This is a genomic window from Amycolatopsis sp. NPDC051716 (assembly GCF_040681595.1).
In the GTDB taxonomy this organism is placed as follows: domain Bacteria; phylum Actinomycetota; class Actinomycetes; order Mycobacteriales; family Pseudonocardiaceae; genus Amycolatopsis.
The window spans coordinates 57,569-80,193 of record NZ_JBFAZA010000041.1 but is presented as its reverse complement, the minus strand read 5'-3'; the positions used below and the strand labels follow the sequence as shown (position 1 = coordinate 80,193).

At 72.9% G+C, this 22,625-nt stretch carries 22 protein-coding genes and 2 pseudogenes; 14 read left to right on the top strand and 10 right to left on the bottom strand.

All coding sequences use genetic code 11. The annotated features are described in order from the left end of the window. Positions 1-370: 370 nt before the first annotated feature. Positions 371-1,045: a response regulator transcription factor gene (locus tag AB0M30_RS39750; RefSeq protein WP_364595382.1), complete on the bottom strand. Its 675-nt coding sequence runs from the start codon at positions 1,043-1,045 to the stop codon at positions 371-373. Next, positions 1,042-2,229 carry a histidine kinase gene (locus AB0M30_RS39745; protein WP_364595379.1) on the bottom strand — a complete coding sequence of 396 codons (1,188 nt, stop codon included), beginning with the start codon at positions 2,227-2,229 and terminating at the stop codon, positions 1,042-1,044. The genes AB0M30_RS39750 and AB0M30_RS39745 overlap by 4 nt, the downstream gene beginning before the upstream one ends. 151 nt (positions 2,230-2,380) lie before the next feature. Here AB0M30_RS39745 and AB0M30_RS39740 point away from each other — a divergent pair, with 151 nt between their 5' ends. From AB0M30_RS39740 to AB0M30_RS39725, 4 genes are all read left to right on the top strand, one after another. Next, complete coding sequence (locus AB0M30_RS39740) at positions 2,381-3,304, top strand: ATP-binding cassette domain-containing protein (RefSeq protein ID WP_364595376.1); 924 nt, start codon at positions 2,381-2,383, stop codon at positions 3,302-3,304. Then, the gene (locus tag AB0M30_RS39735; RefSeq protein WP_364595373.1) at positions 3,301-4,083 is read left to right on the top strand and encodes an ABC transporter permease; all 783 of its coding nucleotides are present in this window, start codon (positions 3,301-3,303) and stop codon (positions 4,081-4,083) included. The genes AB0M30_RS39740 and AB0M30_RS39735 overlap by 4 nt, the downstream gene beginning before the upstream one ends. A 109-nt stretch (positions 4,084-4,192) precedes the next feature. Next, complete coding sequence (locus AB0M30_RS39730) at positions 4,193-4,456, top strand: DUF1905 domain-containing protein (protein WP_364595370.1); 264 nt, start codon at positions 4,193-4,195, stop codon at positions 4,454-4,456. A gap of 96 nt (positions 4,457-4,552) precedes the next feature. Continuing rightward, a complete protein-coding gene (locus AB0M30_RS39725; RefSeq protein WP_364595367.1) occupies positions 4,553-5,119 on the top strand; it encodes a dihydrofolate reductase family protein in 567 nt (188 codons plus the stop codon). Positions 5,120-5,164: 45 nt separating this feature from the next. Here the strand turns inward: AB0M30_RS39725 and AB0M30_RS39720 are convergent, their stop codons facing one another. From AB0M30_RS39720 to AB0M30_RS39695, 6 genes are all read right to left on the bottom strand, one after another. Then, the gene (locus tag AB0M30_RS39720; RefSeq protein ID WP_364595365.1) at positions 5,165-6,172 is read right to left on the bottom strand and encodes an RNA polymerase subunit sigma-70; all 1,008 of its coding nucleotides are present in this window, start codon (positions 6,170-6,172) and stop codon (positions 5,165-5,167) included. Between the two features lie 99 nt (positions 6,173-6,271). Further along, on the bottom strand, positions 6,272-6,958 hold the full coding sequence (locus tag AB0M30_RS39715; protein WP_364595362.1) for a DUF2306 domain-containing protein: 687 nt from the start codon (positions 6,956-6,958) through the stop codon (positions 6,272-6,274). Positions 6,959-7,050: 92 nt separating this feature from the next. Further along, positions 7,051-7,749 carry a response regulator transcription factor gene (locus AB0M30_RS39710; protein WP_364595359.1) on the bottom strand — a complete coding sequence of 233 codons (699 nt, stop codon included), beginning with the start codon at positions 7,747-7,749 and terminating at the stop codon, positions 7,051-7,053. After that, positions 7,746-8,879, bottom strand: coding sequence for a sensor histidine kinase (locus tag AB0M30_RS39705; protein ID WP_364595356.1), 1,134 nt, complete (start codon positions 8,877-8,879; stop codon positions 7,746-7,748). Before AB0M30_RS39705 ends, AB0M30_RS39710 begins: the two co-directional genes overlap by 4 nt. Positions 8,880-9,020: 141 nt before the next feature. Continuing rightward, positions 9,021-9,431, bottom strand: coding sequence for a hypothetical protein (locus AB0M30_RS39700; RefSeq protein ID WP_364595353.1), 411 nt, complete (start codon positions 9,429-9,431; stop codon positions 9,021-9,023). A gap of 528 nt (positions 9,432-9,959) precedes the next feature. Beyond that, positions 9,960-12,692 carry an AAA family ATPase gene (locus tag AB0M30_RS39695; protein ID WP_364595350.1) on the bottom strand — a complete coding sequence of 911 codons (2,733 nt, stop codon included), beginning with the start codon at positions 12,690-12,692 and terminating at the stop codon, positions 9,960-9,962. A 136-nt stretch (positions 12,693-12,828) separates the two neighbouring features. Here AB0M30_RS39695 and AB0M30_RS39690 point away from each other — a divergent pair, with 136 nt between their 5' ends. The 5 genes and pseudogenes from AB0M30_RS39690 to AB0M30_RS39670 all read left to right on the top strand — a co-directional run bounded on the left by AB0M30_RS39690 (position 12,829) and on the right by AB0M30_RS39670 (position 16,743). After that, complete coding sequence (locus AB0M30_RS39690) at positions 12,829-13,401, top strand: VOC family protein (RefSeq protein WP_364595347.1); 573 nt, start codon at positions 12,829-12,831, stop codon at positions 13,399-13,401. 57 nt (positions 13,402-13,458) lie between these two features. Next, a complete protein-coding gene (locus AB0M30_RS39685) occupies positions 13,459-14,823 on the top strand; it encodes an NAD(P)/FAD-dependent oxidoreductase (protein ID WP_364595344.1) in 1,365 nt (454 codons plus the stop codon). Then, positions 14,823-15,854: an alcohol dehydrogenase catalytic domain-containing protein gene (locus AB0M30_RS39680; protein ID WP_364595342.1), complete on the top strand. Its 1,032-nt coding sequence runs from the start codon at positions 14,823-14,825 to the stop codon at positions 15,852-15,854. The genes AB0M30_RS39685 and AB0M30_RS39680 overlap by 1 nt, the downstream gene beginning before the upstream one ends. A 75-nt stretch (positions 15,855-15,929) precedes the next feature. Then, positions 15,930-16,154, top strand: a pseudogene (locus AB0M30_RS39675) (hypothetical protein); the annotation flags it as partial. Positions 16,155-16,218: 64 nt separating this feature from the next. After that, positions 16,219-16,743, top strand: coding sequence for an alpha/beta hydrolase (locus AB0M30_RS39670; protein WP_364595340.1), 525 nt, complete (start codon positions 16,219-16,221; stop codon positions 16,741-16,743). Between the two features lie 3 nt (positions 16,744-16,746). On the opposite strand, the gene AB0M30_RS39665 is transcribed toward AB0M30_RS39670, so the two are convergent. Beyond that, positions 16,747-17,103, bottom strand: coding sequence for a VOC family protein (locus AB0M30_RS39665; protein WP_053731577.1), 357 nt, complete (start codon positions 17,101-17,103; stop codon positions 16,747-16,749). Between the two features lie 173 nt (positions 17,104-17,276). Here AB0M30_RS39665 and AB0M30_RS39660 point away from each other — a divergent pair. The 5 genes and pseudogenes from AB0M30_RS39660 (at position 17,277) to AB0M30_RS39640 (ending at position 21,374) form a co-directional block, all read left to right on the top strand. Beyond that, positions 17,277-18,478 (top strand): annotated as a pseudogene (locus AB0M30_RS39660) (IS1634 family transposase). A 98-nt stretch (positions 18,479-18,576) separates the two neighbouring features. Further along, the gene (locus AB0M30_RS39655) at positions 18,577-19,281 is read left to right on the top strand and encodes a flavodoxin family protein (protein WP_364595339.1); all 705 of its coding nucleotides are present in this window, start codon (positions 18,577-18,579) and stop codon (positions 19,279-19,281) included. A gap of 4 nt (positions 19,282-19,285) precedes the next feature. Further along, a complete protein-coding gene (locus AB0M30_RS39650; protein ID WP_364595337.1) occupies positions 19,286-20,476 on the top strand; it encodes a cation:proton antiporter in 1,191 nt (396 codons plus the stop codon). A gap of 41 nt (positions 20,477-20,517) precedes the next feature. Continuing rightward, on the top strand, positions 20,518-21,153 hold the full coding sequence (locus AB0M30_RS39645) for a sigma-70 family RNA polymerase sigma factor (RefSeq protein WP_364595335.1): 636 nt from the start codon (positions 20,518-20,520) through the stop codon (positions 21,151-21,153). After that, positions 21,150-21,374 carry a zf-HC2 domain-containing protein gene (locus AB0M30_RS39640; protein WP_364595333.1) on the top strand — a complete coding sequence of 75 codons (225 nt, stop codon included), beginning with the start codon at positions 21,150-21,152 and terminating at the stop codon, positions 21,372-21,374. The genes AB0M30_RS39645 and AB0M30_RS39640 overlap by 4 nt, the downstream gene beginning before the upstream one ends. Before the next feature lie 25 nt (positions 21,375-21,399). Here the strand turns inward: AB0M30_RS39640 and AB0M30_RS39635 are convergent, their stop codons facing one another. Then, the gene (locus AB0M30_RS39635) at positions 21,400-22,569 is read right to left on the bottom strand and encodes a helix-turn-helix domain-containing protein (protein WP_364595330.1); all 1,170 of its coding nucleotides are present in this window, start codon (positions 22,567-22,569) and stop codon (positions 21,400-21,402) included. Positions 22,570-22,625 lie beyond the last annotated feature (56 nt).

Sequence of the window (22,625 nt, the reverse complement as noted above, 5' to 3'; positions counted from 1 at the left end):
CCCCATCCATTGTCCGGGGCGGCCCCTGAGCCTGTCCAGACGTCGGCAAGCGGATGACTCTCTTGCGAAGTAATCCGGGCGCCGGGCCGATGGACCCGACCGTTGGTCACGTTCGTCAGTCCGGAACGCGACGGCCGGATCTCCGCCTTCGATCCGTTCCGGAGCCGCTCACGTCACGCCGGTCGAGGAACTCCGGCGCGAGCAATTGTCAGGAGTTGTGGATCAGTTGATTCAGCGCTGACTCTGGCGTTCGAGGCTGACCGCGTCCTCCCGAACGATTTCGCCGATCAAGAAGCCGGAACCGATCCAGCGCCCGGTACCGCTCGACGCGATCCGGGCGCCGGGCCGGCGGACCCGCCGATCCCGGGCTTCAGGGCGTGACCAGGCCGGCCTGGTAAGCGACGATCACCAGCTGCACACGGTCGCGGGCGGCCAGCTTGAGCAGCAGGTGGGCGACGTGGGTCTTGGCGGTTCCGGCGGTGATGTGCAGCCGCTGCCCGATTTCCGCGTTCGAGAGCCCCTCGGCGACCAGGACGAGCACCTCGCGTTCGCGGGCCGTGATCGCGGCGGGCAGCGGCGCGGACAATGGCACGGACGGCCCGGGCTGGGCCCGCGGTGCCGGGGAGCGGGCGACGAACTCGGCGATCAGCCGGCGCGTCACCCCCGGTGCGAGCAACGCGTCGCCGGCCGCGATCGTGCGGATCGCGGCCAGCAGGTCCGCCGATGGGGTGTCCTTGAGCAGGAATCCCACCGCGCCCGCGTGCAACGCCCCGAACACGTACTCGTCGAGGTCGAACGTCGTGAGCACCAGCACGCGGCTGCCCGGCACCGTCGCGGTGATCCGCCGGGTCGCCTCGATGCCGTCCATGACCGGCATGCGGATGTCCATCACCACGACGTCCGGCCGTGCGCGCGGTGCCAGCAGAACCGCCTCGGCGCCGGTGGCGGCTTCGGCGACCACGTCGAGGTCGCCGGCCGAGCCGACGATCTCGCGGAACCCGGCCCGCACGAGCGCTTGGTCGTCGGCGATGAGCACCCGGGTCATCGGCCGTCCCGGTCCGGCAGCCGCGCCGTGACTTCGTAGCCGCCGCCCGGCACCGGCCCCGCGCCGAATTCGCCGCCGCAGAGCAGGGCCCGCTCCCGCATGCCGACCAGCCCGTGGCCGCCTGGTCGCGGTGGGCCGCCGCGGCCGTGGTCGGTGATCACCAAGGCCACGGCGTCAGCCTCGTACGTGATCGCGAGCCGGCAGCCGGGAACGGCGGCGTGCTTGACGACGTTGGTCAACGCCTCCTGCACGATCCGGTAAGCGGACAGATCGATCCCCGCCGGCAGCGCTCGCGGCGTGCCCCGCACCATGACCTCCACCCGGACACCGGCCGCCGCGGTGCGCGCGACGAGGCCGTCCAGCGCGGCCAGCCCGGGTGCCGGCTCGAGGGCGCCGGGGGCGCTGTCGTCTTCGCGGAGGACACCCAGCATCCGGCGCAGTTCGGTCAAGGCCGCCCGGCCGGTCGTCTCGATCACGCCGAGCGCGGCGCCGGCGACGGCGGGCTTGCGGTCCAGCACCAGGCGACCCATGTCGGCCTGGATCGTGATCACGCTCATGCTGTGCGCCACGACGTCGTGCAGCTCCCGCGCGATCTGCAGCCGTTCATCGGTCACGGCGAGGCGCACCCGGCTGTCGGTGTCGCGCTCCCGCTGCACGCGCAGCGCTTCGGCATACGCGCGGCGCTGCGCGACCAGCACGCCGATCGTCCAGCCCAGGATCACCACCGCCCCGGGCAGCAGCACCGTCACCGCCGGCCACGACCACTGTCCACTCCGGACACTCGTCGCCACGGCGACGAGAACCGCGATCGTCCCGAGCGCGGCGTACGCGACCCGGCGAGATTCCTGGGCCGCCAGCGAGTACGCGACCGCGGCCATCGGCACCGACCCGAGCGGGACCACCGGCACGACCGACGTCGCCAGTGCCAGCCCGAAGGCCGGGACCGCCACCACGAACGCCCCCAGCGGCCACCGGCGGCGCATCGCGAGCGGCACGGCCAGGGCCGCCGCGCCGAGCAACCCGGCCATGGCGTGCCAGCGCGCCTCCGGCGGCCCGTCCCCTCGGCCGCTGACCAAGGGTGCGGCCCAGAAGGTAGCGACGACGAAGGCGGCCGCGCAGTCGAGCAGGGTCCAATGCCCCGGCCGCCACCGCGCGAACGGCGGCGTGCGCACCTCGGTGGTCATCGCCCGACCGTAGCCAGGCCCCGGATCCCCGCGCATCGGTCAACCGGCCTATGCCGCCAGGCATACACCGCGCGGCCCACGCCCCGGCGGCGATGACCGGACCCACCCCGGCCGGGCACGGTGAACCGGCAGCACGACCCAGGAGGACCGAATGATCGAAGCCGACGACCTGACCAAAACCTACGGCCGGCGAAAAGCCGTGGACCGGTTGACCTTCCGCATCCAGCCCGGTCGCGTGACCGGATTCCTCGGCCCCAACGGCGCCGGCAAGTCGACCACCATCCGGCTGATCCTCGGCCTGGACGCACCGACCGGCGGCCGGGTCCTGGTCGACGGCCGGCCGTACCGGGCGCTCGAGCGGCCGCTGCGGCAGATCGGAGCCCTGCTCGACGCGACCGCCCTGCACGGTGGCCGCCGCGCTCGCGACCACCTCCGCTGGCTCGCCCAGACCAACGACATCCCCGCCGGCCGCGTCACCGAAGTCCTGACGATCACCGGCCTCGCCGACGTCGGCCACCGGCGCGTCGGTGGTTTCTCCCTCGGCATGAAACAGCGGCTGGGCATCGCCGCCGCGCTGCTCGGCGACCCCGGGATCCTGATCTTCGACGAGCCGGTCAACGGCCTCGATCCCGAGGGCGTGCACTGGATCCGCGGGCTGCTCCGGTCGATGGCCGGCGAAGGCCGCACCGTGCTGATCTCCAGCCACCTGATCAGCGAACTGCAGCTGACCGCCGACCACGTCCTGATCCTCGGCCGCGGCCGGCTCCTGTCGGACTCGTCCATGGCGGATCTGGTGCACCACGCCGGAGGCGGCGACGTGCTGGTCCGCACCGCGGCGGAGACACCACTCGCGGCGTTGTTCACCGCGCGCGGCGCCAGCGTGACCGCCGAACCACGGCACGGCCTCGCGGTCGCCGGGCTCGCCCCCGGAGACGTCGCCGCGATCGCCGCCGCCCACGGCATCCCCCTGCTCGAACTGACCCCGCGCCCGCCGTCGCTCGAAGACGTCTTCCGCCGGATCACCGACCCGGGCCTGCAGTACCGCGGCCGGTCCCACCGAGAGGACGCCCGATGAGCCCGTTCCCGCCCGGCCGCGGCCTGCTGGCAGCCGAGTGGACGAAGCTCCGCTCACTGCGCTCGACACCGCTCATCCTGGCCGTCGCGGCGGCCGCAACGCTGTCCCTCGCCGTGTTCCAAGCACGCTCCGCCGTCCGGTCCTGGGACACTTGGGGACCACGGGCGCGCACGGAGTTCGACCCCGTGTTCGGCACCTTCACCGGCTTCCAGCCGGCCCAGTTCGCCTTCGGGCTGCTGGGCGTCCTCGCCGTCACCGCGGAGTACGGCACGGGCACGATCCGCGCCACCTTCGCCGCCACCCCGCGACGCGGCCGGGTCGTGGCCGCCAAGCTGCTCGTCATCGGCGCGATCGCGGCCGTGGCCGGGGAACTGCTCGCCTTCCTCACCTTCTTCACCGGGCAGGCCGCCCTCGCCGCCCGGCACCTCGACGTCGGCCTCGGCGACCCGAACGTGCTGCGCGCCGTGCTCGGCCAAGGCTTCTACATCGGCACGGTTGCCCTGCTCGGAGCCGCGATCGGCATGATCGTCCGGCACACCGCGGGCGCGACCGCCGTCGTGGTCGGGCTGCTGTTCCTCAGCGTCATCGTCCTGAAGGGAATTTCGAACTCCCCCGCCCTCGTCCGCTGGGCACCCGGCGTCGCCGGAGAGGGCCTGACCTGGACCACTTTCCACGACCCGGAGTGGCCGTCCGCCGGCTTCGCGACGCTGGTCTGCCTGACGTACCTCGCCGTCACGATCACCGCGGCGACCCTGTGCGTCACCCGCCGGGACGTCTGATCGTGGCACCCCAGCACTCCGATGTGACCCAGGTCACTATCCTGAGTGTCGAGGCGGCGGAGCCGGCTTCTACGTCTCGGGTGACACGCACTGAGAGGAAGTGGCCACCGTGCCCGAGGAGTTCACCGAGACACTGCGGAAAAGGCCGGAGAAGGGCGGCTGGACCTATGTGGTCTGGCCGCGGTCGGCGGCGTTCTTCGGAACCCGTGGGCTGGTCAAGGTCCGCGGCACCATCGACGGGCATCCGTTCCGAGCCTCCTTCATGCCGCTCGGCGACGGCACGCACAAGCTCGGCATCAAGGCGGAAACCCGCAAAGCCATCGGTAAAGAAGCCGGCGACACCGTCCACGTCGTCCTGCTCGAGCGGTGCTGATCCCGGCCCGGCACGCCGTCCGATCGACCGCACCGATCAGGTTCCCGCGCCGCGACCGTCTGTACCGGTGAGACCGACTCACGAGAGGCTGCCACGATGCGGAACCTGATCTTCGGCATGAACGTGACCCTGGACGGCTACATCGCCGCGCCCGGGGATGACATCGGCTGGGGCGGGCCGCCGAGTGATGAGCTGTTCCAGTGGTGGCTCGACCAGGAGCGGGCGAGTGAACTGACGCTGTACGGGCGCAAGCTGTGGGAGACGATGAGCTCCTACTGGCCGACCGGCGACCAGCAGCCCGACGCCACGCCGGCGCAGGCCGAGTTCGCGCGGAACTGGCGGGACACGCCGAAGGTGGTGTTCTCGTCGACGCCCGGGGAGATCGGCTGGAACACCCGTCTGGTCACCGGCGACGCCGTCGCGGAGATCACCCGGCTCAAGGCCGGGGACGGCGGCCCGATGCGCATCGGCGGGGCCACGCTCGCCGGGGCGGCCATGCGGGCCGGGCTGATCGACGAGTACGCCCTGGCCACCTACCCGGTCGTGGCGGGCGGCGGCACGCCGTTCTTCACCGCGCTGGACCACCGGGTGCAGCTGGACCTGGTGGAGACGCGGACGTTCCCCGGCGGCGTGGTGCTGACCCGGTACGAGACGAGACGGTGAGCTCGCCGTGCCCCGCCGGCGACGGCGGCGGGGCACGGTGCCCGGTCACAGCGTCGGGGACAGGCCCAGCCACGGCCGGCCGGTGGCGTCGAACCCGGTGAGCTCGGCGATCTTCCCGTCGACGACGTGCAGGACCGCGACGGCGAACAGCCGGTACTCCGGGTCGCCGGGGACGCGGCGGTACAGCACGGCGGCCGGCATGCGGTTGACGGTCGTGGGGATACCGCGCCAGTCCTCGTAGCCGTGCTGGAAAAGCCCTCCGGAGACCCAGCCGTCCACCGCCTCCTGGGCCCCGATCGTCACGGCGCCCGGGTCGGGCAGCATCGCGAACCGCAGTTCGTCGCGCAGCAGGGAGCTCAACGCGTCGAGGTCGTTGCGCTCATGGGCGTCGATGTACGACTTCACCACGCCGCGCTCGTCGTCCGACAGCTCGTGGGTGGCGGGGCTGCGCCAGTCGAGGCGGCGGCCGGGCAGCTGCTCCCGCATCGTCACGCGCGCCCGCTGCAGGGCGCTGGTCACCGAGGCGACGGTCAGCCCGAGCGCGTCGGCGGTCTTCGACGCCGGCCAGCCTTCGACGTCGCGCAGGACGAACACCGCCCGCTGCCGCGGCGGCAGGTGCTGGACGGCGACGATGAACGCCAGCTCGACCGTCTCCCGCGCCACCACCGCTTCCTGCGGGTCCTCGGGGAGCATCCGGTCGGGGTAGGGCTGCAGGTGCGGCACCTCCCAGACCTCGCCCGGCACCTCGGCCGGCCGGGGGGTGCGGTCGTTGCGCTTTTCCAGGAAGTCGAGGCAGGCGTTCGTCGCGATCCGGTACAGCCAGGTCCGCAGCGCGGCGTGGCCCTGGAACGACTCCCGCTTGTGCCACGCCCGCAGGAACGTCTCCTGCGTCAGGTCCTGGGCGTCCTCGTAGTTCGCGAGCATCCGGTAGCAGTGCACCTGCAGCTCACGCCGGTGGCGCTCGGTGATCAGCGCGAACCGCGCCGGGTCACCTGAGCCGGCCGCCGCGATGAACGCGGCCTCGTCGGCGCCCAGCGGTCTGGCGTCGGTCATGGTCGTCGATCCTTCCACCGGGGCGAGGGGCTACCGAAACCGACGACCCGGCGGCGGATTCCTGATCGGTGACGCCGCTCACACCGAGCCGCCTCGACCTCAGCCGAGCGGCACCGCCGGCTCGGCGGCCGCGCGGACCGGCGGCCGCCGGCGCAGGGCCCATTCGGCCACGACGAGGTTGAGCACCCAGCCCGCCGCCATCAGCATCGCCCGGGTGACCTCGCCGGGCACGCCCACCAGCAGGGTCCACGGGACGTGCGTGAGCACCTGGGTCCCCGCGCCCAGCCCGATCGCGTACCCGCGGGTCATCCAGACCCGGTGCCGGCGAACGTCGCGCCGGCGGATCGCGAGCGTGGCCAGGACGATCGACACGGCCATCGCCGTGCCGAAGAACAGCCGGAACACGGTGAGGAGGTCACCGTCGCCCGGCGGAAGGTCGTAGAACAGCGTCATCCACAGACCTGACAGCGCCGCGGCAAGCCCGCAGGGCACCAGCAGCCGCCCCGCGACCCGGTGCCAGCGAGGCCGGCGCCGGCGCAGCGCCGGCACGAACTGGAACGCCCCCAGGACACAGAAGACGGTCGCGCCGAAGATGTGCAGCACGACGGGCACCGGCATGGCGAAGAACCGCGCGTTGTCGGCGGTGACCCGCGCGCCGCCCGCCAGCTCGGCCACGCGCGCGGATCCGGCGGCCACCGGCACCGCGCTGAGCAGAAGCAGTCCCGCCGGAAGCAGCCACTCCGGTCTTTTGTTGTGCGGCAAGGAAAAGCCCCTCTCGGAGGTCATGCGTGGACGTGTTCGCCCAGCATGACGGCCGACGGCCTCCGGCTCATCGGCAGAAGGGCCGGACCTCGACCGGCCTTAAGTACCGCCCCGCTCTAGTACTTTCGGCGCGGCGCCGGCGCCGGTGCCGCTCCCGGTGCCGCGGTGCGGACGCGGCGGGTTTCGTGGGCCCAGATGGCGATCTCGACGCGGTTGCGGGCGCCGAGCTTCGCCATCAGGCTCGCGACGTGGGTCTTGACCGTGCTCAGCGTGATGTAGAGCTCCTCGGTGATCTCGCGGTTGGTCCGCCCGCGCGCCACGCTGAGCAGGACCTGTTCTTCGCGGTCGGTGAAGGGTTCGACGGGCTGGCTCGGCGCGCCGGATCCGGTGCCCGCGAAGGCCTCGAGCAGCCGCGCGGTGACACTGGGCGCGATCAGGGCGTCGCCGGTCGCGGCGGCGTGGACGGCCTGGGCGAGCAGCGGGGCGCCCGCGTTCTTGAGCAGGAACCCGCGCGCGCCCGCCCGCAACGCCGCGTAGACGTACTCGTCGAGGTCGAACGTGGTGATGACGACGACGGCCAGGGGGTTCTCGACGCCGGGGCCGGCCAGCCGGCGGGTGGCCTCGATGCCGTCGGTGCCGGGCATGCGAATGTCGAACAGGCACACGTCGGGGCGCAGCCGCCGCGCCAGCTCCACGGCCGCCTCGCCGTCCGCGGCCTCGCCGACGACCTCGATCCCCGGTTGGCTGTCGAGCAGCATGGTCAGGCCGGTGCGGACGATTTCCTGGTCGTCGGCGACGAGCACGCGGATGCTCATGCCGCCGCCCCGCCCCGGGGCAGGACGGCGGTCACGGTCCAGCCGCGCCCCGGGTTCGGGCCCGCTTCGCAGGTCCCGCCGAGCAGGCCGGCCCGCTCGATCATCCCGGCCAGCCCGTAGCCCGAGGACGCCGCCGGGCGCACCAGGCCGGGCTCTCCGTCATCGCTCACGCGCAGCCGCACCGACGTGGCGTCGGCGGTGACCCGGACCTCGATCCGGGTGACGTGCCGGGCGTGACGCCGGGCGTTCGTGACCGATTCCTGGGCGAGGCGGTAGATCGCGCTGCCGATCGACGGCGGGAGGTCGTCGACGTCACCGGCGACCGTCACGTCGACGGACGGGCGGGCCCGGCTCATCAGCTTCTCCAGATCGGCGATCCGCGGGTTCGGTGCGAGGTCGGCCGGCTCGTCGCGGCGCAGGACGCGGACCATGGCGCGCATCTCGTCGAGGGCGCGCGCCGCTTCGGCTTCGATCAGCCGCAGCGCGTCGGCCGCGGCTTCCGGCCGCGACGGCATCATCGCCAGGCCGGCCTGCGCGCGGATCGCCATCGCCGAGACGTGGTGGGCGACCGTGTCGTGCAGGTCCCGGGCCAGCCGTTCCCGCTCGAGCAGCTTGGCCTGGTCCAGCTCCCGCAGCCGCGCGCGGGCCCGGTACCGGACCGCCGCGGCCAGCGTGACGGTCGCGAACAGCACGACCAGCCCGCCGACCGCGTCGGCGACGCTCTTCTGCCCGAGGGCGACCGACAAGCCGGTCCCGGGCAGCACGATCCCCAGCCCGAGCACGATCTCGCGCCCGGATCCCCACCTCGCCAGGGAGTACGGCAGGAGCAGCAGCCCGGCCAGCGCATACGCCGACGGGGCGGCACCGCCGGTCAGCAGCATGAGGACGGAGGTGGTGCCGAACGAGGCCAGGAACATCGGGAACGGCCGGGTCCGGCGCCACAGCAACGTCGGCACCAGCACGGCGACGACGAGCACGGACAGGGCCCGCCACGGCATGTCCGGCCGGAACAGGCCCTCGAGCACCACGGCGGCCCCGAGCACACCGAGCAGCGCCCAGTCACGCCACACGCGTGACGGCGGATCGGACGGCCGGGGTTCGTCCCACAACGAGCGGAGCGCGGAGTTCACCCGCTGATGGTACGAAAGGACCGGCCCGCCCAGATCACCCGAAAGTACGACCGCGGCGCGGCTCTCCCCCTGGCCGATGACCTGGACGTCCTCGACGGCGAACGCCACGACGAGCAGTCCGCGCGGCGGACGTCGTCTCGTTCAGCGCCAGGCCGCCGCCCGGTACGCGGCGACCCTGATCCGCAGGCCGCGCAGGTGGACCAGGTCGATGGCGAACGCCGGGACCGGCCGGTACCCCGCGGCCGGGTCGCCGGCCCGGCACGGGCCGTCGAGGTGGACGAACTGGTCGCCGGAGTCGTACCGCGGCTCCGACCACACCGCCGCCTCCCCCGCGCCGGGATCGCGGCGAGCGCGGGCCAGCCAGTAGACCGGCAGCTTCAGCACCTCGCCCAGCACCTTGTCGAGCGCGGGGAGGTCGGCCTCGGCGATCGCGAGACCCCGCCCGCTCCACACCCGCGGCGCCCAGTGGCCACCGGCGGCGGCATGCGTGAAGGTCGCGGTGTCACCGGACGCGGTGATCGTCCAGTCGGCCACGGTGGTGAGGGTCGGCATCACGGCTCCCTGCGGTCGCGGCCCCCAGGTTTCGGCACACGGTAGTGGATCATGTCCGCGGCGGGGAACCACCGGCGGCACACAGGAACTGCGCCGACCGGACCGAGGTGCCCCGAAAGCGCAGCTCAGCGTGGCGTTCCGGAAAACCACGCCGGCCGTTGTTAACCTAAGGTTCATCGGTATAACACCGGATCGGAGAACCCAGGCGAGGGTGGTGGACGTGCCCGACGGACAGACCGGGGAACCCGGACCCCGGTCGGTGGCCGAGCTCGCCGCCGACTCGGCCTGGACGGTCACCCGCACCGGCACGACCGGGCACTAGCTCACCGCCGAGCGGATCGTCGAACGCGACGGGCGGCGCCTGCTCATCGGGCTGACCCCGATCCGGCCCGGGACGGTCGCCCTCATGCTGTGGGCCGACGGCGAGGTCGTCGAGCACCTGCGGGGCAGCGAAGCCGAGGCGTGCACCACCGCACACCGGTGGATCGAGGAGTTTCCGGCCGGCAGCCGCTGAGCGGGTCAGCGCGCTCAGGCCTTCTCGAGCGCCGTCTCGCGCAGTTGACGCCGTGAGCTGATCCCGAGCTTGCCGAACACCTTGCGCAGGTGCCATTCCACGGTGCGCGGGCTGAGGAAGAGCCGCGTGCCGATTTCCGGGTTGGACAGTCCTTCGCGGGCCAGGCGCGCGATCTGGAACTCCTGGGCGGTCAGTTCCCCGGTGGTCCCGGCGGTGCGTTTTCGGGCCGTCTCGCCGGTGGCCAGCAGTTCGCGGCGCGCGCGGTCGGCGAAGGCTTCGAGGCCCATCGCGGAGGTCATGGTGTGCGCGGTGCGCAGGTGCTCCCGGGCGTCGACACGGCGTCCCGCACGCCGGAGCCACTCGCCGAACAACAGGTGCCCCCGGGCAAGCTCGACCCGCAACGGCGTCCCGGCGAGCAACGCGATCGATTCGGCGTAGCACTCTTCCGGGGTCTCGCCGGCCAGCGCCCGCAGGCGGGCTTCGAGCGCCCGCGTCCACACCGTCGGGGTGGCCCGGGCACGTCCGGACATCCGGTCCAGCGCGGCCGTGACGAGATCGTCGTCGCCGGTGCGCGAAGCGGCTTCCGCCAGTTCGGCGGTCGCCAGGGCCTGGTGGCCGACGGTGTCGTGCTCGAACACCCGGCGGGCCGCGTCGCGGGCGAGGTCGTGGCGGCCGAGGCCGTTGCCGAGCACGGCGTGCGCGTAGTCGGCGAACCGCACGACCCGGCCCTGGCGCCGCCCGGCGGCCTCCGCGGCCGCGGCGGCGATGACCGCGGTGGCCTCGGCGTCCCGGCCGCGCAGGGCCGCGAGCAGGATCGCGCTGTACCCGACCGGCCGGCCGCCGGTGACGTCGGCGAGCAGGCGGTCCTCGTCGACCAGCACCTGGGCCGCCGTCAGGTCGCCGGCCGCCAGCTCGTGGTTGGCCAGGAAGTTGAGGGCGAACTGCAGCTGGACGAGCGCGCCGGTGTCGCGGGCCAGCCGGACCTGACGTTCGGCGAGGGCGTGGCCGGCCGCGTAGTCGAGCACCTCGGTCGCGAGGGTGCCGCCGGCCCGGTTGCCCAGCAGCCACAGCACGCGCGCGGTGTTCTCGCCGCCGGTGTCCAGCGCGCGGACGGCGTCGATCGCCCCGGTCATCAGCGGGGCCGCCGCGGCGTACCCGTCGGTGAGCCGGGTCGCGAGCGCGTCGAGCACGAGGTCGGCGGCGGTGGGCGGCACCTGGGCCGGCGGCGCCGCACGCGCTCGTCTCGCGGCTTCGACGACGCCGGATCCCGCCCACACGGCGGCGCCGAGCGCCTCCAGGTACGTCTCGCGGGCCGGGGCACCGTCGAGGTGCCCGGCGGCGCGCAGGAGGAGCCCGGCCGCGTCGCCGCTGCGCCGCTGGTCGAACGCGATCTGCCCGCGGAGCCGTTCGGCTTCGGCGTCGCGTACCGGATCGGGCGGCCCGGCCCCGGCGGCGCCCAGCAAGCCCAGCGCCGCTTCCAGCGCGCCGGCGCCGCGTTTCGACCGGGCCGCGGCGAGCTCGCGCCGGGCCCGCACCGCCGGGTCGGGGGTGAGGGTGGCCGCCTGTTCCAGCAACGCCGCGGCGGCGACGAGACCTCCGCGCGCCTGGGCCCGGCCGGCCGAGCGCTCCAGCTCGGCCGCGACGTCTTCGTCCGGGGCGACGGTCGCCTGCGCGCGGTGCCAGGCGCGCCGGTCCGGGTCGAGGACGGCGTCGGTCACCTCCGCCAGCACCCGGTGCGCTTCCCGCCGGTCCGGGCCGGCCGCGGACCGGTAGACCGCCGAGCGCACCAGCGGGTGCCGGAACCGGATCCGCGGCCCGAACTCGATCAGCCCGGTCGCCTCGGCCGCGGCCGCCGGGTCGGCACCCAGGCCGAGCGCCCCGGCCGCGCGCCAGAGCAGGGTCGCGTCCCCCAGCGGCTCCGCGGCCGCGACCAGCAGCAGCTTCCGGGTGTCGGCCGGCAGTGGCGCCAGCTGCTGCAGGAAGCACCGCTCGAGGCGGCCGGCCAGCCCGTCGCCGTCCGGCCGGCGGAGACCGTCGGCCTGCTCGGCGGCGGTCCAGAACCGGGGCAGCTCGACCAGGGCGAGGGGGTTGCCGTGCGTTTCGGCGACGATCCGGTCGCGCACCCGGACGTCCAGCGGGCCCTGGAGCACCGAGTCCAGCAGGGCGCCGGCCGCCGCGTCCCCGAGGCCGCGGACGGCCAGCTCCGGCAACCCGGCCAGGTCGAGCTGCTCCGCGGGTTCCCGCACCGCGAGGACCAGGACGATCGGCTCCGCGAGCAACCGCCGGGCGACGAACGCGATCGTCTGCGCGGACACCCGATCGAGCCACTGGGCGTCGTCGACCAGGCACACCAGGGGCCGGTCCTCGGCGACGTCGGCGAGCAGCGTCAGCACCGCCAGCCCGACCAGGAACCGGTCCGGCGGTTCCCCGGCGGTCAGGCCGAACGCCGTGCCGAGGGCCGTCCGCTGCGGAGCCGGCAAGTGCCCGGCCCGGTCGGTGAAGGGCGCGCACAGCTGCTGCAGGCCGGCGTAGGGCAGCTCCTGCTCGGACTCGACGCCGGCCGTCCGCGCGACCCGGCAGCCGGCCGCCCGGGCCGCGACGTGCTCCAGGAGCGCGGTCTTGCCGATGCCGGCCTCGCCGCGCAGCACCAGCACCCGGCTCTGTCCCGTCCGCGCCGCGGCGAGCGCGCCGTCGAGGACGGCGAGTTCGTCGCCGCGGCCGACCAGCTCCGCCTCCCGACCCGGCATGACCCGGAACCCTAGCGCGATCCCCGGGCCCGGGCCCGGGCCGGACCAGGGTGTCCCACGGGGGCGAACGGGCCGCCGGCGGACGAATGTGGTGGTGAGCGACGAACCCGCCGCCACCGCGAGAAGGAGTCCGATCATGGACATGAAGCTCGAAGTCGTGGTCCTGCCCGTCACCGACGTCGACCGGACCAAGCACTTCTACAAGACACTCGGCTGGCGCGAAGACGCCGACATCGAGTTCGGCGCCTCGCGCGTCGTGCAGCTGACCCCGCCGGGGTCACCGGCGTCGGTCCACTTCGGCACCGGCATCACCGACGCCACCCCCGGCTCGGTCCGCGGCACCTACCTCGTCGTCGACGACGTCGAAGCCGCCCGCGCCGAGCTCGCCGGCCACGGCGTCGACGTCAGCGAGGTCTTCCACCGCGACGACACTGGCGCGTTCGCCCCGGGCGCGCACCCCGACCGCGGCACGTACTCGTCGTTCGCGTCCTTCAGCGACCCCGACGGCAACACCTGGCTGCTGCAGGAAATCACCACCCGGTTCCCCGGCCGCGTCACCGGCGTGACCTACGGGTCGGCGCAGCAGCTGGAGAAGGCCCTGCGCGAGGCCGCGGCCGCGCACGGCGAGCACGAGAAGGAGACCGGGCAGTACGACGAGCAGTGGCCGGTCTGGTACGCCCAGTACATGACCGACCACCAGGACGCCTGAGCCCATCCGGCGGTGCGCGGGGGCTACCCGCGCACCGAAACCCCGAAAGCAGGCACCATGGCTCACCACGATTTCGACGCCATCGTCCTCGGCGGTGGCGCACCGGGCGAACACACCGCGGCCGCGCTCGCCGCGGGCGGCCTCCGGGTCGCCGTCGTCGAGCGGGAACTGCTCGGCGGCGAATGCTCCTACTGGGCGTGCATCCCGTCCAAAACCCTGCTGCGGCCCGGCGAAGCGCTGGCCGCCGCCCGGGCCGTCCCGGGTGCTCGCGAAGCCGTCACCGGCCAGGTGGCCGCCGCGGCGGCGCTGGCCTGGCGCGACTTCATGGTGTCGTCCTACGACGACGCGGGCGCCGGGAAGTGGGCCCACGACACCGGCATCGAGGTCCTGCGCGGCGAAGGCAAGCTCGCCGGACCGCACACCGTCGCCGTGAACGGAAAGCCGTACACCGCCGGCCACATCGTCATCGCGACCGGTTCCGCGCCGGTGCTCCCGCCCGTGCCCGGGCTGCGCGAACTGCCCGGGCTGTGGACGAACCGCGAGGCCACCGGCGCGACCGAGATCCCGCGCCGGCTCCTCGTGCTCGGCGCCGGGCCGACCGGCGTCGAGCTGGCCCAGGCGTTCGCCCGGCTCGGCGCCGAGGTCGCGCTGGTCGACGGCGCCGGCCACGTCCTCCCCCGCGAACCCCGGGCGCTCGGCGAAGCCGTCGGAGAAGCCCTGCGCGCCGACGGCATCGCCCTGCACCTCGGGCAGCAGGCGAGTGCGGCGCGGCTCGACGGCGACGAGTACGTGCTCGACCTGCCCGACGGCACCGGCCTGCGCGCCGACCGGCTGCTCATCGCCACCGGACGGCGGCCGCGGGTCGACGGCATCGGGCTCGAAACGGTCGGTGTCGAGGCGAACCCCCACGGGCTCCCGGTCGACGAACGCATGGCCGCGGGCGACGGCCTGTGGGCCGTCGGCGACGTCACCGGCCAGTGGAACCTGACCCACGTCGGCGAGTACCAGGGCCGGGTGGTGGCCGCGAACATCCTCGGCCGGCCCACGACCGTCAACTACGACGCCATCCCCCGTGTCGTGTTCACCGACCCGCAGGCCGCGGCCGTCGGCGCCGCCGAAGGCGTTTTCACGGCGACGGTCCCGCTGTCCGGCGTGCCCCGCACGGCCACGTTCACCCGCGCCTACGACACCCGGCCCGGTTTCCTGACCGTCTTCTCCGACGGCGAACGGCTCACCGGCGCGTACGCCGCCGGGCCCGAAGCCGGCGAATGGCTCCAGCAGGCCACCCTCGCGATCCGCGCCCGCGTCCCCCTGGCCGTGCTGCTCGACGTCGTCCAGCCGTTCCCCACCTTCTCCGAAGCGTTCCTGCACGTCCTGCGCGACCTCGACCGCCGGCTCCACACCCAGATCGGAGCCCCGTGATGTCCTACGGTGCGTTCGAAGTGACCGGCACCCGCCAGTTCGCTCTGGTGGAGCGCGAGCTCCGCGACCCGTTGCCCGGTGAGGTCCGGCTGCGGGTCGAGGCCTGCGGGGTCTGCCACAGCGACACCCTCGCCGTCGAAGGGCTGCGCGCCGACCCGTCGGTGCCCGTCGTGCCCGGCCACGAGATCGTCGGCGTGGTCGACGCCGTCGGCCCGGGCGTGACCGCGTGGGCGGCCGGCGACCACGTCGGCGTCGGCTACCTCAACGGCCACTGCGGTCAGTGCGACAACTGCCGCCGCGGCGACTTCGTCAACTGCACCGACCAGCCCTGGACCGGCACCACGACCGACGGCGGCTACGCCGAAATCGCCTACGCGCGCGCCACCGGCCTGGTCCGCATCCCCGACGGCGCCCGGCCGCTCGACGTCGCACCGCTGCTGTGTGCCGGGCTCACCGTCTACCGCGCCCTGCTCACCGCCGGCGCCCGGCCCGGCTCGCTGGTCGCGATCCAGGGCATCGGCGGCCTCGGCCACCTCGGCATCCAGTACGCCAAGACCCTCGGCCACCGCGTGGCGGCGATCGCCCGCGGCACCGGCAAAGCCGGACTGGCCGCCGAACTCGGTGCGGACGAGTACATCGACAGCACCGCGGCCGACCCGGGCCGAGCGCTCGCCCGGCTCGGCGGGGCCGCGGCGATCATCGCGACGGCGTCCAGCGGCGCCTCCATGTCGCCGCTGGTGGCAGGGCTGGCCACCCGCGGGCAGCTGCTCGTCGTCGGGGCCGCGCCGGACCCGATCGAAGTCCGGACCCCGGACCTGATCTTCGGCACGCACGCGGTCGTCGGCGCCCTCACCGGCTCGGCCATCGAGAACGAGGACAGCCTCCGGCTGGCCCACGACCGCGGGATCCGCAGCCGCAACGAGATCATGTCGCTGTCCGAAGCCCCGAAGGCCTACGAACGGATGATGTCCGGCGACGCGCGGTTCCGCGTCGTCCTCGACACCCGCTCCCCGGAAGCGTCCGCCGGCTGAGCCGGGCCGCCGCACTTCGGCTTCTCGGGCTTTCGTGTAACCCGACTTGGCTCAAGATCGCTGATCTTGGGTAGGGTGCTGGCTGTTGAGCTGCGGTTTCGTCGTGTGAACGGCGAAAATCTGCGCACCAAGCGGCCGGTTCCAGGGGTCTGCCCATCGCTTCCCGGTTACGGCTTCAGCGACAAGCCGGCCGCGCCGGGGTGGGGGATCGAGCGGATATCCGACGCGTGGTGCGAGCCGGTGGCCCGGCTCGGCTACCGGCGGTTCGGCGCCCAGGGCAGCGACTGGGGCACCAGCATCGCCACGAGCATCGGTCAACGGCAACCCGATCGGGTCGCCGCTCGCACCGCCCGATCCGGCCACGTTGGACGACCTCACCGGTGCCGAGCGGGCGGCGCTCGCGACACTGCGGGAGGCGGACGAATGGGGCTCCGGATACTCGGCGCAGCAGCCGACCCGGCCGCAGACGGTCGGCTACGGGCTGGCCGACTCGCCGGCCGCCCTCTGCGCCTGGATCGTCGAGAAGTTCTGGTCGTGGACCGACTCCGGTGGCGACCTGCATCGGGTTATTACCCGGGATGAGCTGCTCGACAACCTGATGCTCTACTGGCTGCCCGGCACCGGTGCCTCATCCGCCCGGCTGTACTGGGAAAGCCTCCGGCAGGTCAATGAATGGATCTCCGGGTCGGCCGGCGCGCCGGTGACCGTACCCACCGGCTGTTCGGTCTTCCCCAAGGAGCTGCAGCGCCCGTCTCGGCGGTGGGCGGAGCGCCGGTTCCCGAACATCCGGTACCGGAACGAGCCCGGCAAGGGCGGCCACTTCGCGGCGTTCGAGCAGCCGGCGTTGTTCGTCGACGAGGTCCGGTCATTCTTCCGGCTGGTCCGCTGATGGTCACCCGTACTCGGTAAGCGGCTGGCTAAAGATCAACAAGTGCCCATCGGGTGTCCGTACGTTGAAGTCGCGCATCCCGTAGGGCCGGTCAGCCAGTGGCTCGACGATGTCGGCGCCGCGGGCGCGCAGCTCGTCGTGGCAGGAATCGACGTCGTCGACGACAACCGTCACCCTGGCCGGGCCGACGCTGCTTTCGGCGTACAGGTGGAACTCGGCGGTGTCGCGGATCACGGCCGCGTAGCTAGGTGGGGTCTCCCAGGTGAATATGGTGTCGAATCCGAGCACGTCCGTGAAGTACGACCGCGCTGCCTGCACATCTCGGCACGGCAGCACGGGAACCGCCACCCGCATGACCATTCCGTCACCTTACCTGACTTTGGCTCAAGATCCCTGATCTTGGGTAGGGTGCTGGCTGTTGAGCTGCGGTTTCGTCGTGTGAACGGCGAAAATCTGCACACGAAGCGGCCGGTTCCAGGCTGTCTCTCGTGGCGTATGCGCGCACGGTGAAGACGGCGTCGGGGGCCAGGGCGGTGCAGATCGTGCACTCCTCGCGTCGCGGGTCATCGAGCACATCGGCTCGGCGCATGACGATGCGGCGTTGGAGGCCCTCAAGGCGGTGGCGAGGCAGCGTCTGGCTGTGGGGCAGCCCGAGCTCGACTTTGGCCCGGACTTCGCGGCGTTGCAGGCCGGCAGTGGTGCTGGCACGGATCGTCGAGCCGACCAGCAAGCTGGACAGTCTGCGGGTGGTCGAGGAGGCAGGTTTCGACCCGCCGGCGTACGCGACCCTCAAGCGGCGTCTGCCCGCGTTCGCGAAAGAGTCCTGGCGGCAGAAGTTGGCCGCGGCGTGCGCCCGCACCGCTGATCTGGGGCCGGCGTCACTGGTTCTCCACGATGTGTCCACCTCGTACTTCGAGACCGATGCCGGGGACGGGTTCCGTGAGCCCGGGTTCTCCGAAGAACGCCGCCTGGAGCCGCAGATCACGATCGGGCTGCTCACCGACGCAAGCGGGTTTCCGTTGATGGTTAACGCGTTCGAGGGCAACCGGGGCGAGACCACTACGATGCTGCCGACCATCTGTGCGTTCATGGATGCCCACCAGCTGGCTGATGTCCCGGTCGTGGCCGACGCTGGCATGATCTCTGCGGCCAACCAGCAGGCCATCGAGGCCGCGGGGTTGTCGTTCATCCTCGGCGCGCGGATACCCGACGTGCCGTACGTGGTCCAGGCGTGGCGCCACGAGCACCCAAATGAGCAGATCCCGGCCGTCGCCGGCAAGACCGCGGTCAAACGCAACCGGTTCATCCAGCTCACCGGCGCCACCAAGAGTGTCAACCGGACCCTGGAAGCCAAGGCACGCGCCCTTGCCGGCCTCAAAGGCTACGTCACCAACCTCCCGGACGTCACCGCCGAGTTCGTGATCGACGCCTACCACCGACTGTTCCACATCGAGAAGTCGTTCCGAATGTCTGAACACGACCTACGTGCGCGGCCGATCTACCACCACAAGCGCGAGTCGATCGACGCGCACCTGACGGTCGTGTTCGCCGCCCTGGCCGTCAGCAGGTGGATCGAGCAGACCACCGGCTGGTCGATCAAGAAGTTCGTGCGCACCACCCGCGCTACCGCACCATCGACATCCAGGCCGGCGAGCACACCCTCACCGCCGTCGACCCGCTACCCGACAACCTCCGCGATGCCCTCACCCGCATCCACGACCGCGGTGCGCACTAAGTTGAGCCAAGTCAGGTCTCGAGCTTTCGTGTAACGCAGGAGCGGGTCGCCGGCACTGAGCGGGGCGGTTCACCCACCAGCCCGAAGGAGCCTGGCCCATGCCGAGTTACGACGACCTGCGCGCCCTGTTCGTCAATTGCACCCTCAAGCGCTCGCCCGAGCGCAGCAACACCGAAGGCCTGATCGACGTCAGCCGCCGGATCATGGAGAAGAACGGCGTCGGGGTCGAGGTGGTGCGCGCGATCGACCACGACATCGCGACCGGGGTCTGGCCGGACATGACCGAGCACGGCTGGGCGAGCGACGAGTGGCCGTCGCTCTACGAAAAGGTGATGGCCGCCGACATCCTGGTGATCGCCGGGCCGATCTGGCTGGGGGACAACAGTTCCGTGACCAAGCTGGTCATCGAGCGGCTCTACGCCTGCTCGCACCTGCTCAACGACGCCGGTCAGTACGCCTACTACGGCCGGATCGGCGGTTGCCTGATCACCGGGAACGAAGACGGCGTCAAGCACTGCGCGATGAACGTCCTCTACAGCCTCCAGCACCTCGGCTACACCATCCCGCCCCAGGCGGACGCGGGCTGGATCGGCGAAGCCGGCCCAGGACCGTCCTACCTGGACGCCGGGTCGGGTGGGCCGGAGAACGACTTCACCAACCGCAACACCACGTTCATGACGTGGAACCTGATGCACCTCGCCCGCATCCTGAAGGACGCCGGCGGCATCCCGGTGCACGGCAACCAGCGCAGCGAATGGGACGCCGGCTGCCGCTTCGACTTCGCCAACCCCGAATACCGCTGAAGTCATGCCGGGCGTCGGTTTCGTCAACTTGTTCGCGGTCGCGGCGATCGCGCTCGCGGCGCCGCTGCTGCTCGGGCTCGCGCCGAAGCTGCGCGTGCCCGCGGTGGTGCTGGAGATCGTCGCCGGGATCGCGCTCGGGCCGTCCGGGCTGGGCTGGCTCGAGCCGGACCTGCCGGTGCAGATCGTCGCCCTGCTCGGGCTGGCGTTCCTGCTGTTCCTGGCCGGGCTGGAGATCGACGTGCACCGGCTGCGCGGGCGGGCGTTGCGGGTGGCGGTGCTGGGCTACGGCGTCACCGTCGGCCTCGGCCTCGCCGCCGGCGCCGGGTTCGCGACCGCCGGGTGGGTCCACAGCCCGCTGCTGGTGGCCGTGGCGCTCTCGGCGACGTCGCTCGGGTTGGTCGTGCCGGTGCTCAAGGACGCCGGACAGGCCGGCGGCGGCCTCGGGCAGGCGGTCATCGCCGCGTGCTCGGTGGCCGACTTCGCCGCCGTCCTGCTGGTGTCGCTGCTGTTTTCCGCCTCCGGCGGCAGCACCGGCGCGCGGCTGGTGCTGCTCGTCGCGTTCGCGGGCCTCGTCGTGGTCACCGCGGTGGTGATCGCACTGGTCGGCCGGTCGCGGCGGCTCGGCGCCACCCTCACGCGGCTGCAGGACACCACGGCCGAGATCCGCATCCGCGCGGCCGTGGTGCTGCTGGTCGCGTTCGTCGCGCTGGCCGAGGCGTTCGGGCTCGAGAGCATCCTCGGCGCCTTCCTGGCGGGCGCGGTCGTCGGCCTGCTCGACCGCGATTCGGGCTCGCACCCGCGGTTCCGCCTCAAGCTGGACGCGATCGGCTACGGCTTCCTGGTCCCGGTCTTCTTCGTCACCAGCGGCTTGCGGCTCGATCTGTCCGGTTTGGTCGCCGACGCGGGCGCGCTCGCCCGCGTCCCGCTGTTCCTGGCGGCGCTGCTGCTCGCGCGCGGCATCCCGGCGCTGCTGTTCGCGCGCGAATTCGGGACGCGGCGGGCGATCGCGGCCGGCCTGCTGCAGGCGACGTCGCTGCCGTTCCTGGTCACCGCCACGCAGATCGGGGTGCTGACCGGCCTGATGACGCCGGTGACCGCGGCCGCGCTGGTCTGCGCGGGCCTGCTGTCGGTGCTGCTGTTCCCGGCCGGGGCGCTGGCGTTGCTGCGGACGCCGGATCCGGTGGCCGTAAGGTGACCGTCACCCTTTTCCCGCACGGCCGCGGCTACGCTCGGGCGGTGACGAAGCTGCCCCCGGACGACGAACTCGTCGCGGCGCTGCGGGCCGGGGACGGCGCGGCGTTCGCCGGCGTGCTCGACGCCTGGTCGTCCTCGATGCTGCGGCTGGCCCGGTCCTTCGTCTCGACGCACGCCACCGCCGAGGAAGTCGTGCAGGACACCTGGCTCGCGGTCGTGAAAGGACTGGCCGCCTTCGAAGGCCGGTCGTCGTTCAAGACCTGGGTGTACCGCATCCTGGTCAACACGGCCAAGAAGCGCGGCACGCACGAAAAGCGCAGCGTCCCCTGGACCAGCCTGCTGCCCGGCGACGAGGACCACGGCCCGACGGTGGACCCCAGCCGGTTCCAGGGGCCCGGCGGCGCCTACCCCGGACACTGGCGGGCAGCTCCCGAACCGTGGGACTCGCCGGAGAAAACCGCACTGGCACTGGAAATCCGCGAGGTGATCACCGGCGTGCTGGACGAGTTGCCGGCCCGGCAGCGCGCGGTGATCAGCCTGCGCGACGTCGGCGACCACACCGCCGAGGAGGTCTGCGAAATCCTGCAGATCTCCGCGGCCAACCAGCGGGTGCTGCTGCACCGCGCCCGCGCGGTCGTCCGCGCGCGGCTGGCCGGGTACCTGGGGGTGGCGCGATGAACTGCGACGAGTTCGTCGAGCTGGTCACCGCGTTCCTCGACGGCGCACTCGACCCCGCGACCGAAGCGCGGTTCGTCGAGCACCTGGCGTTGTGCGAAGGCTGCGAACGCTACCTGGAGCAGTTCCGGACCACGATCACGGAGCTGGGGGAACTGCCGCCGGAGTCGTTGTCGCCCGCGGTGCGCGAGGACCTGCTGAACGCCTTCCGCGCCTGGCACTGAGGCCGAGTTCGGCGGCGGCCACCCGTCAACCGGAGGTCCGCAGGGGACGGGCGGGCCAGCCGAGCAGCCGCGCGCCCAGCACCGCGGCTTCGAGGGTGAACCGGTGCGCCGGGTCCCGGGGGTCGTAGCCGGTGAGGCGCTTGACGCGGTCGAGCCGGTAGGTGACGGCCCGGACGCTGAGGAACAGCTTCCGGGCGGTCTCGGTGGTGTTCTCCCCGGTGGAGAAGTAGGCGGCCAGGGTGTCGAGGACCGGCTGGGCACCGCCTCGCGAGACGACCAGCGGGCTGAGCACGGAACCGACCAGTTCGATGATCGCGGCACGGTCGCGGAACAGCACCTGGTAGACGAGCAGCTCCTCGGCCCTCAGCACGGGCGTGGTCAGCCCGAGTGACGCGGCCAGTTCGAGGGCGCCGCGGGCTTCCTCGTAGGAGCGGAGGACGCCGGCCGGTCCGGGGTGCGTGCGGCCGATGCCGATCTGCCCGCTCCCCGCCGGCACCACCGGTTCGAGCTCGCGGGCGAACTCGCCCGGCACGTCGCCGGTGGCGCCGGGCGCGACGCAGACGAGCAGCCCGTCTTTGGTCGTGACGAGCACGTCGCGGGAGTCGAAGCGGGCCAACAGGTTCGTCTCGACGTGCCGCATCCGGGCATCGCCGTCGGTGAACGGCTGGGCGGCGCGGGCCACGGCCACGAGGTAGCTGGCGGCCAGGCGGAGCCCGAACCGGTCGGCGCGTTCGGCCAGCCGCCCGAGATCGCTGCGGCCGTGGAGCAGGTCGTCGATGAACTCCCGGCGCTCGGCACCCTCCTGGAACAGCACCAGCCGCTGGGCCCGGTCGTACCCGTCGGCGAGCGCGACGATGGCGTCGTCGGCGGCACGCATGACCGCTTCGGCGATCGCGCAGACCTCGTCCTTGCCCGTCGCCGACGCGACCGCGGGCAGTTCGCGCCAGGACAGCCACTGCGCGCTGAGGTACAGCTCGGCCAGGGCCCGCAGAGGAACGCTCTGCTCGGCGGCCTGGGCACCCAGCGCGCGGCGGGAGTCGAGCTCCTCCCCCGTCAGCCGCCGCCCGGTCCGGCTCACCCCGTCGAGCATCTCGGGGTACCCGGCCAGGAAGGCCACCGCCACGCCACCCGCGTCCCGGGCGGCGCGCCGCGTGACGACGGCGGTGTCCCACCCCGGACGAGCACGCTCGGTCACCACGGCACGGTTCCCCCTCGTTCCCGGCTTGCCGGAATCCGGCACGGCAGACCACC

Excerpts from the sequence above, each read along its gene's own strand:
- AB0M30_RS39690 (WP_364595347.1), top strand. The coding sequence starts at position 12,829 with ATGGACATGAAGCTCGAAGTCGTGGTCCTGCCCGTCACCGACGTCGAC.
- AB0M30_RS39710 (WP_364595359.1), bottom strand. The coding sequence starts at position 7,749 with ATGAGCATCCGCGTGCTCGTCGCCGACGACCAGGAAATCGTCCGCACC.
- AB0M30_RS39750 (WP_364595382.1), bottom strand. The coding sequence starts at position 1,045 with ATGACCCGGGTGCTCATCGCCGACGACCAAGCGCTCGTGCGGGCCGGG.
- AB0M30_RS39640 (WP_364595333.1), top strand. The coding sequence starts at position 21,150 with ATGAACTGCGACGAGTTCGTCGAGCTGGTCACCGCGTTCCTCGACGGC.
- AB0M30_RS39650 (WP_364595337.1), top strand. The coding sequence starts at position 19,286 with ATGCCGGGCGTCGGTTTCGTCAACTTGTTCGCGGTCGCGGCGATCGCG.
- AB0M30_RS39735 (WP_364595373.1), top strand. The coding sequence starts at position 3,301 with ATGAGCCCGTTCCCGCCCGGCCGCGGCCTGCTGGCAGCCGAGTGGACG.
- AB0M30_RS39745 (WP_364595379.1), bottom strand. The coding sequence starts at position 2,229 with ATGACCACCGAGGTGCGCACGCCGCCGTTCGCGCGGTGGCGGCCGGGG.
- AB0M30_RS39725 (WP_364595367.1), top strand. The coding sequence starts at position 4,553 with ATGCGGAACCTGATCTTCGGCATGAACGTGACCCTGGACGGCTACATC.
- AB0M30_RS39700 (WP_364595353.1), bottom strand. The coding sequence starts at position 9,431 with ATGCCGACCCTCACCACCGTGGCCGACTGGACGATCACCGCGTCCGGT.
- AB0M30_RS39740 (WP_364595376.1), top strand. The coding sequence starts at position 2,381 with ATGATCGAAGCCGACGACCTGACCAAAACCTACGGCCGGCGAAAAGCC.
- AB0M30_RS39695 (WP_364595350.1), bottom strand. The coding sequence starts at position 12,692 with ATGCCGGGTCGGGAGGCGGAGCTGGTCGGCCGCGGCGACGAACTCGCC.
- AB0M30_RS39715 (WP_364595362.1), bottom strand. The coding sequence starts at position 6,958 with ATGACCTCCGAGAGGGGCTTTTCCTTGCCGCACAACAAAAGACCGGAG.
- AB0M30_RS39720 (WP_364595365.1), bottom strand. The coding sequence starts at position 6,172 with ATGACCGACGCCAGACCGCTGGGCGCCGACGAGGCCGCGTTCATCGCG.
- AB0M30_RS39655 (WP_364595339.1), top strand. The coding sequence starts at position 18,577 with ATGCCGAGTTACGACGACCTGCGCGCCCTGTTCGTCAATTGCACCCTC.
- AB0M30_RS39680 (WP_364595342.1), top strand. The coding sequence starts at position 14,823 with ATGTCCTACGGTGCGTTCGAAGTGACCGGCACCCGCCAGTTCGCTCTG.
- AB0M30_RS39665 (WP_053731577.1), bottom strand. The coding sequence starts at position 17,103 with ATGGTCATGCGGGTGGCGGTTCCCGTGCTGCCGTGCCGAGATGTGCAG.
- AB0M30_RS39685 (WP_364595344.1), top strand. The coding sequence starts at position 13,459 with ATGGCTCACCACGATTTCGACGCCATCGTCCTCGGCGGTGGCGCACCG.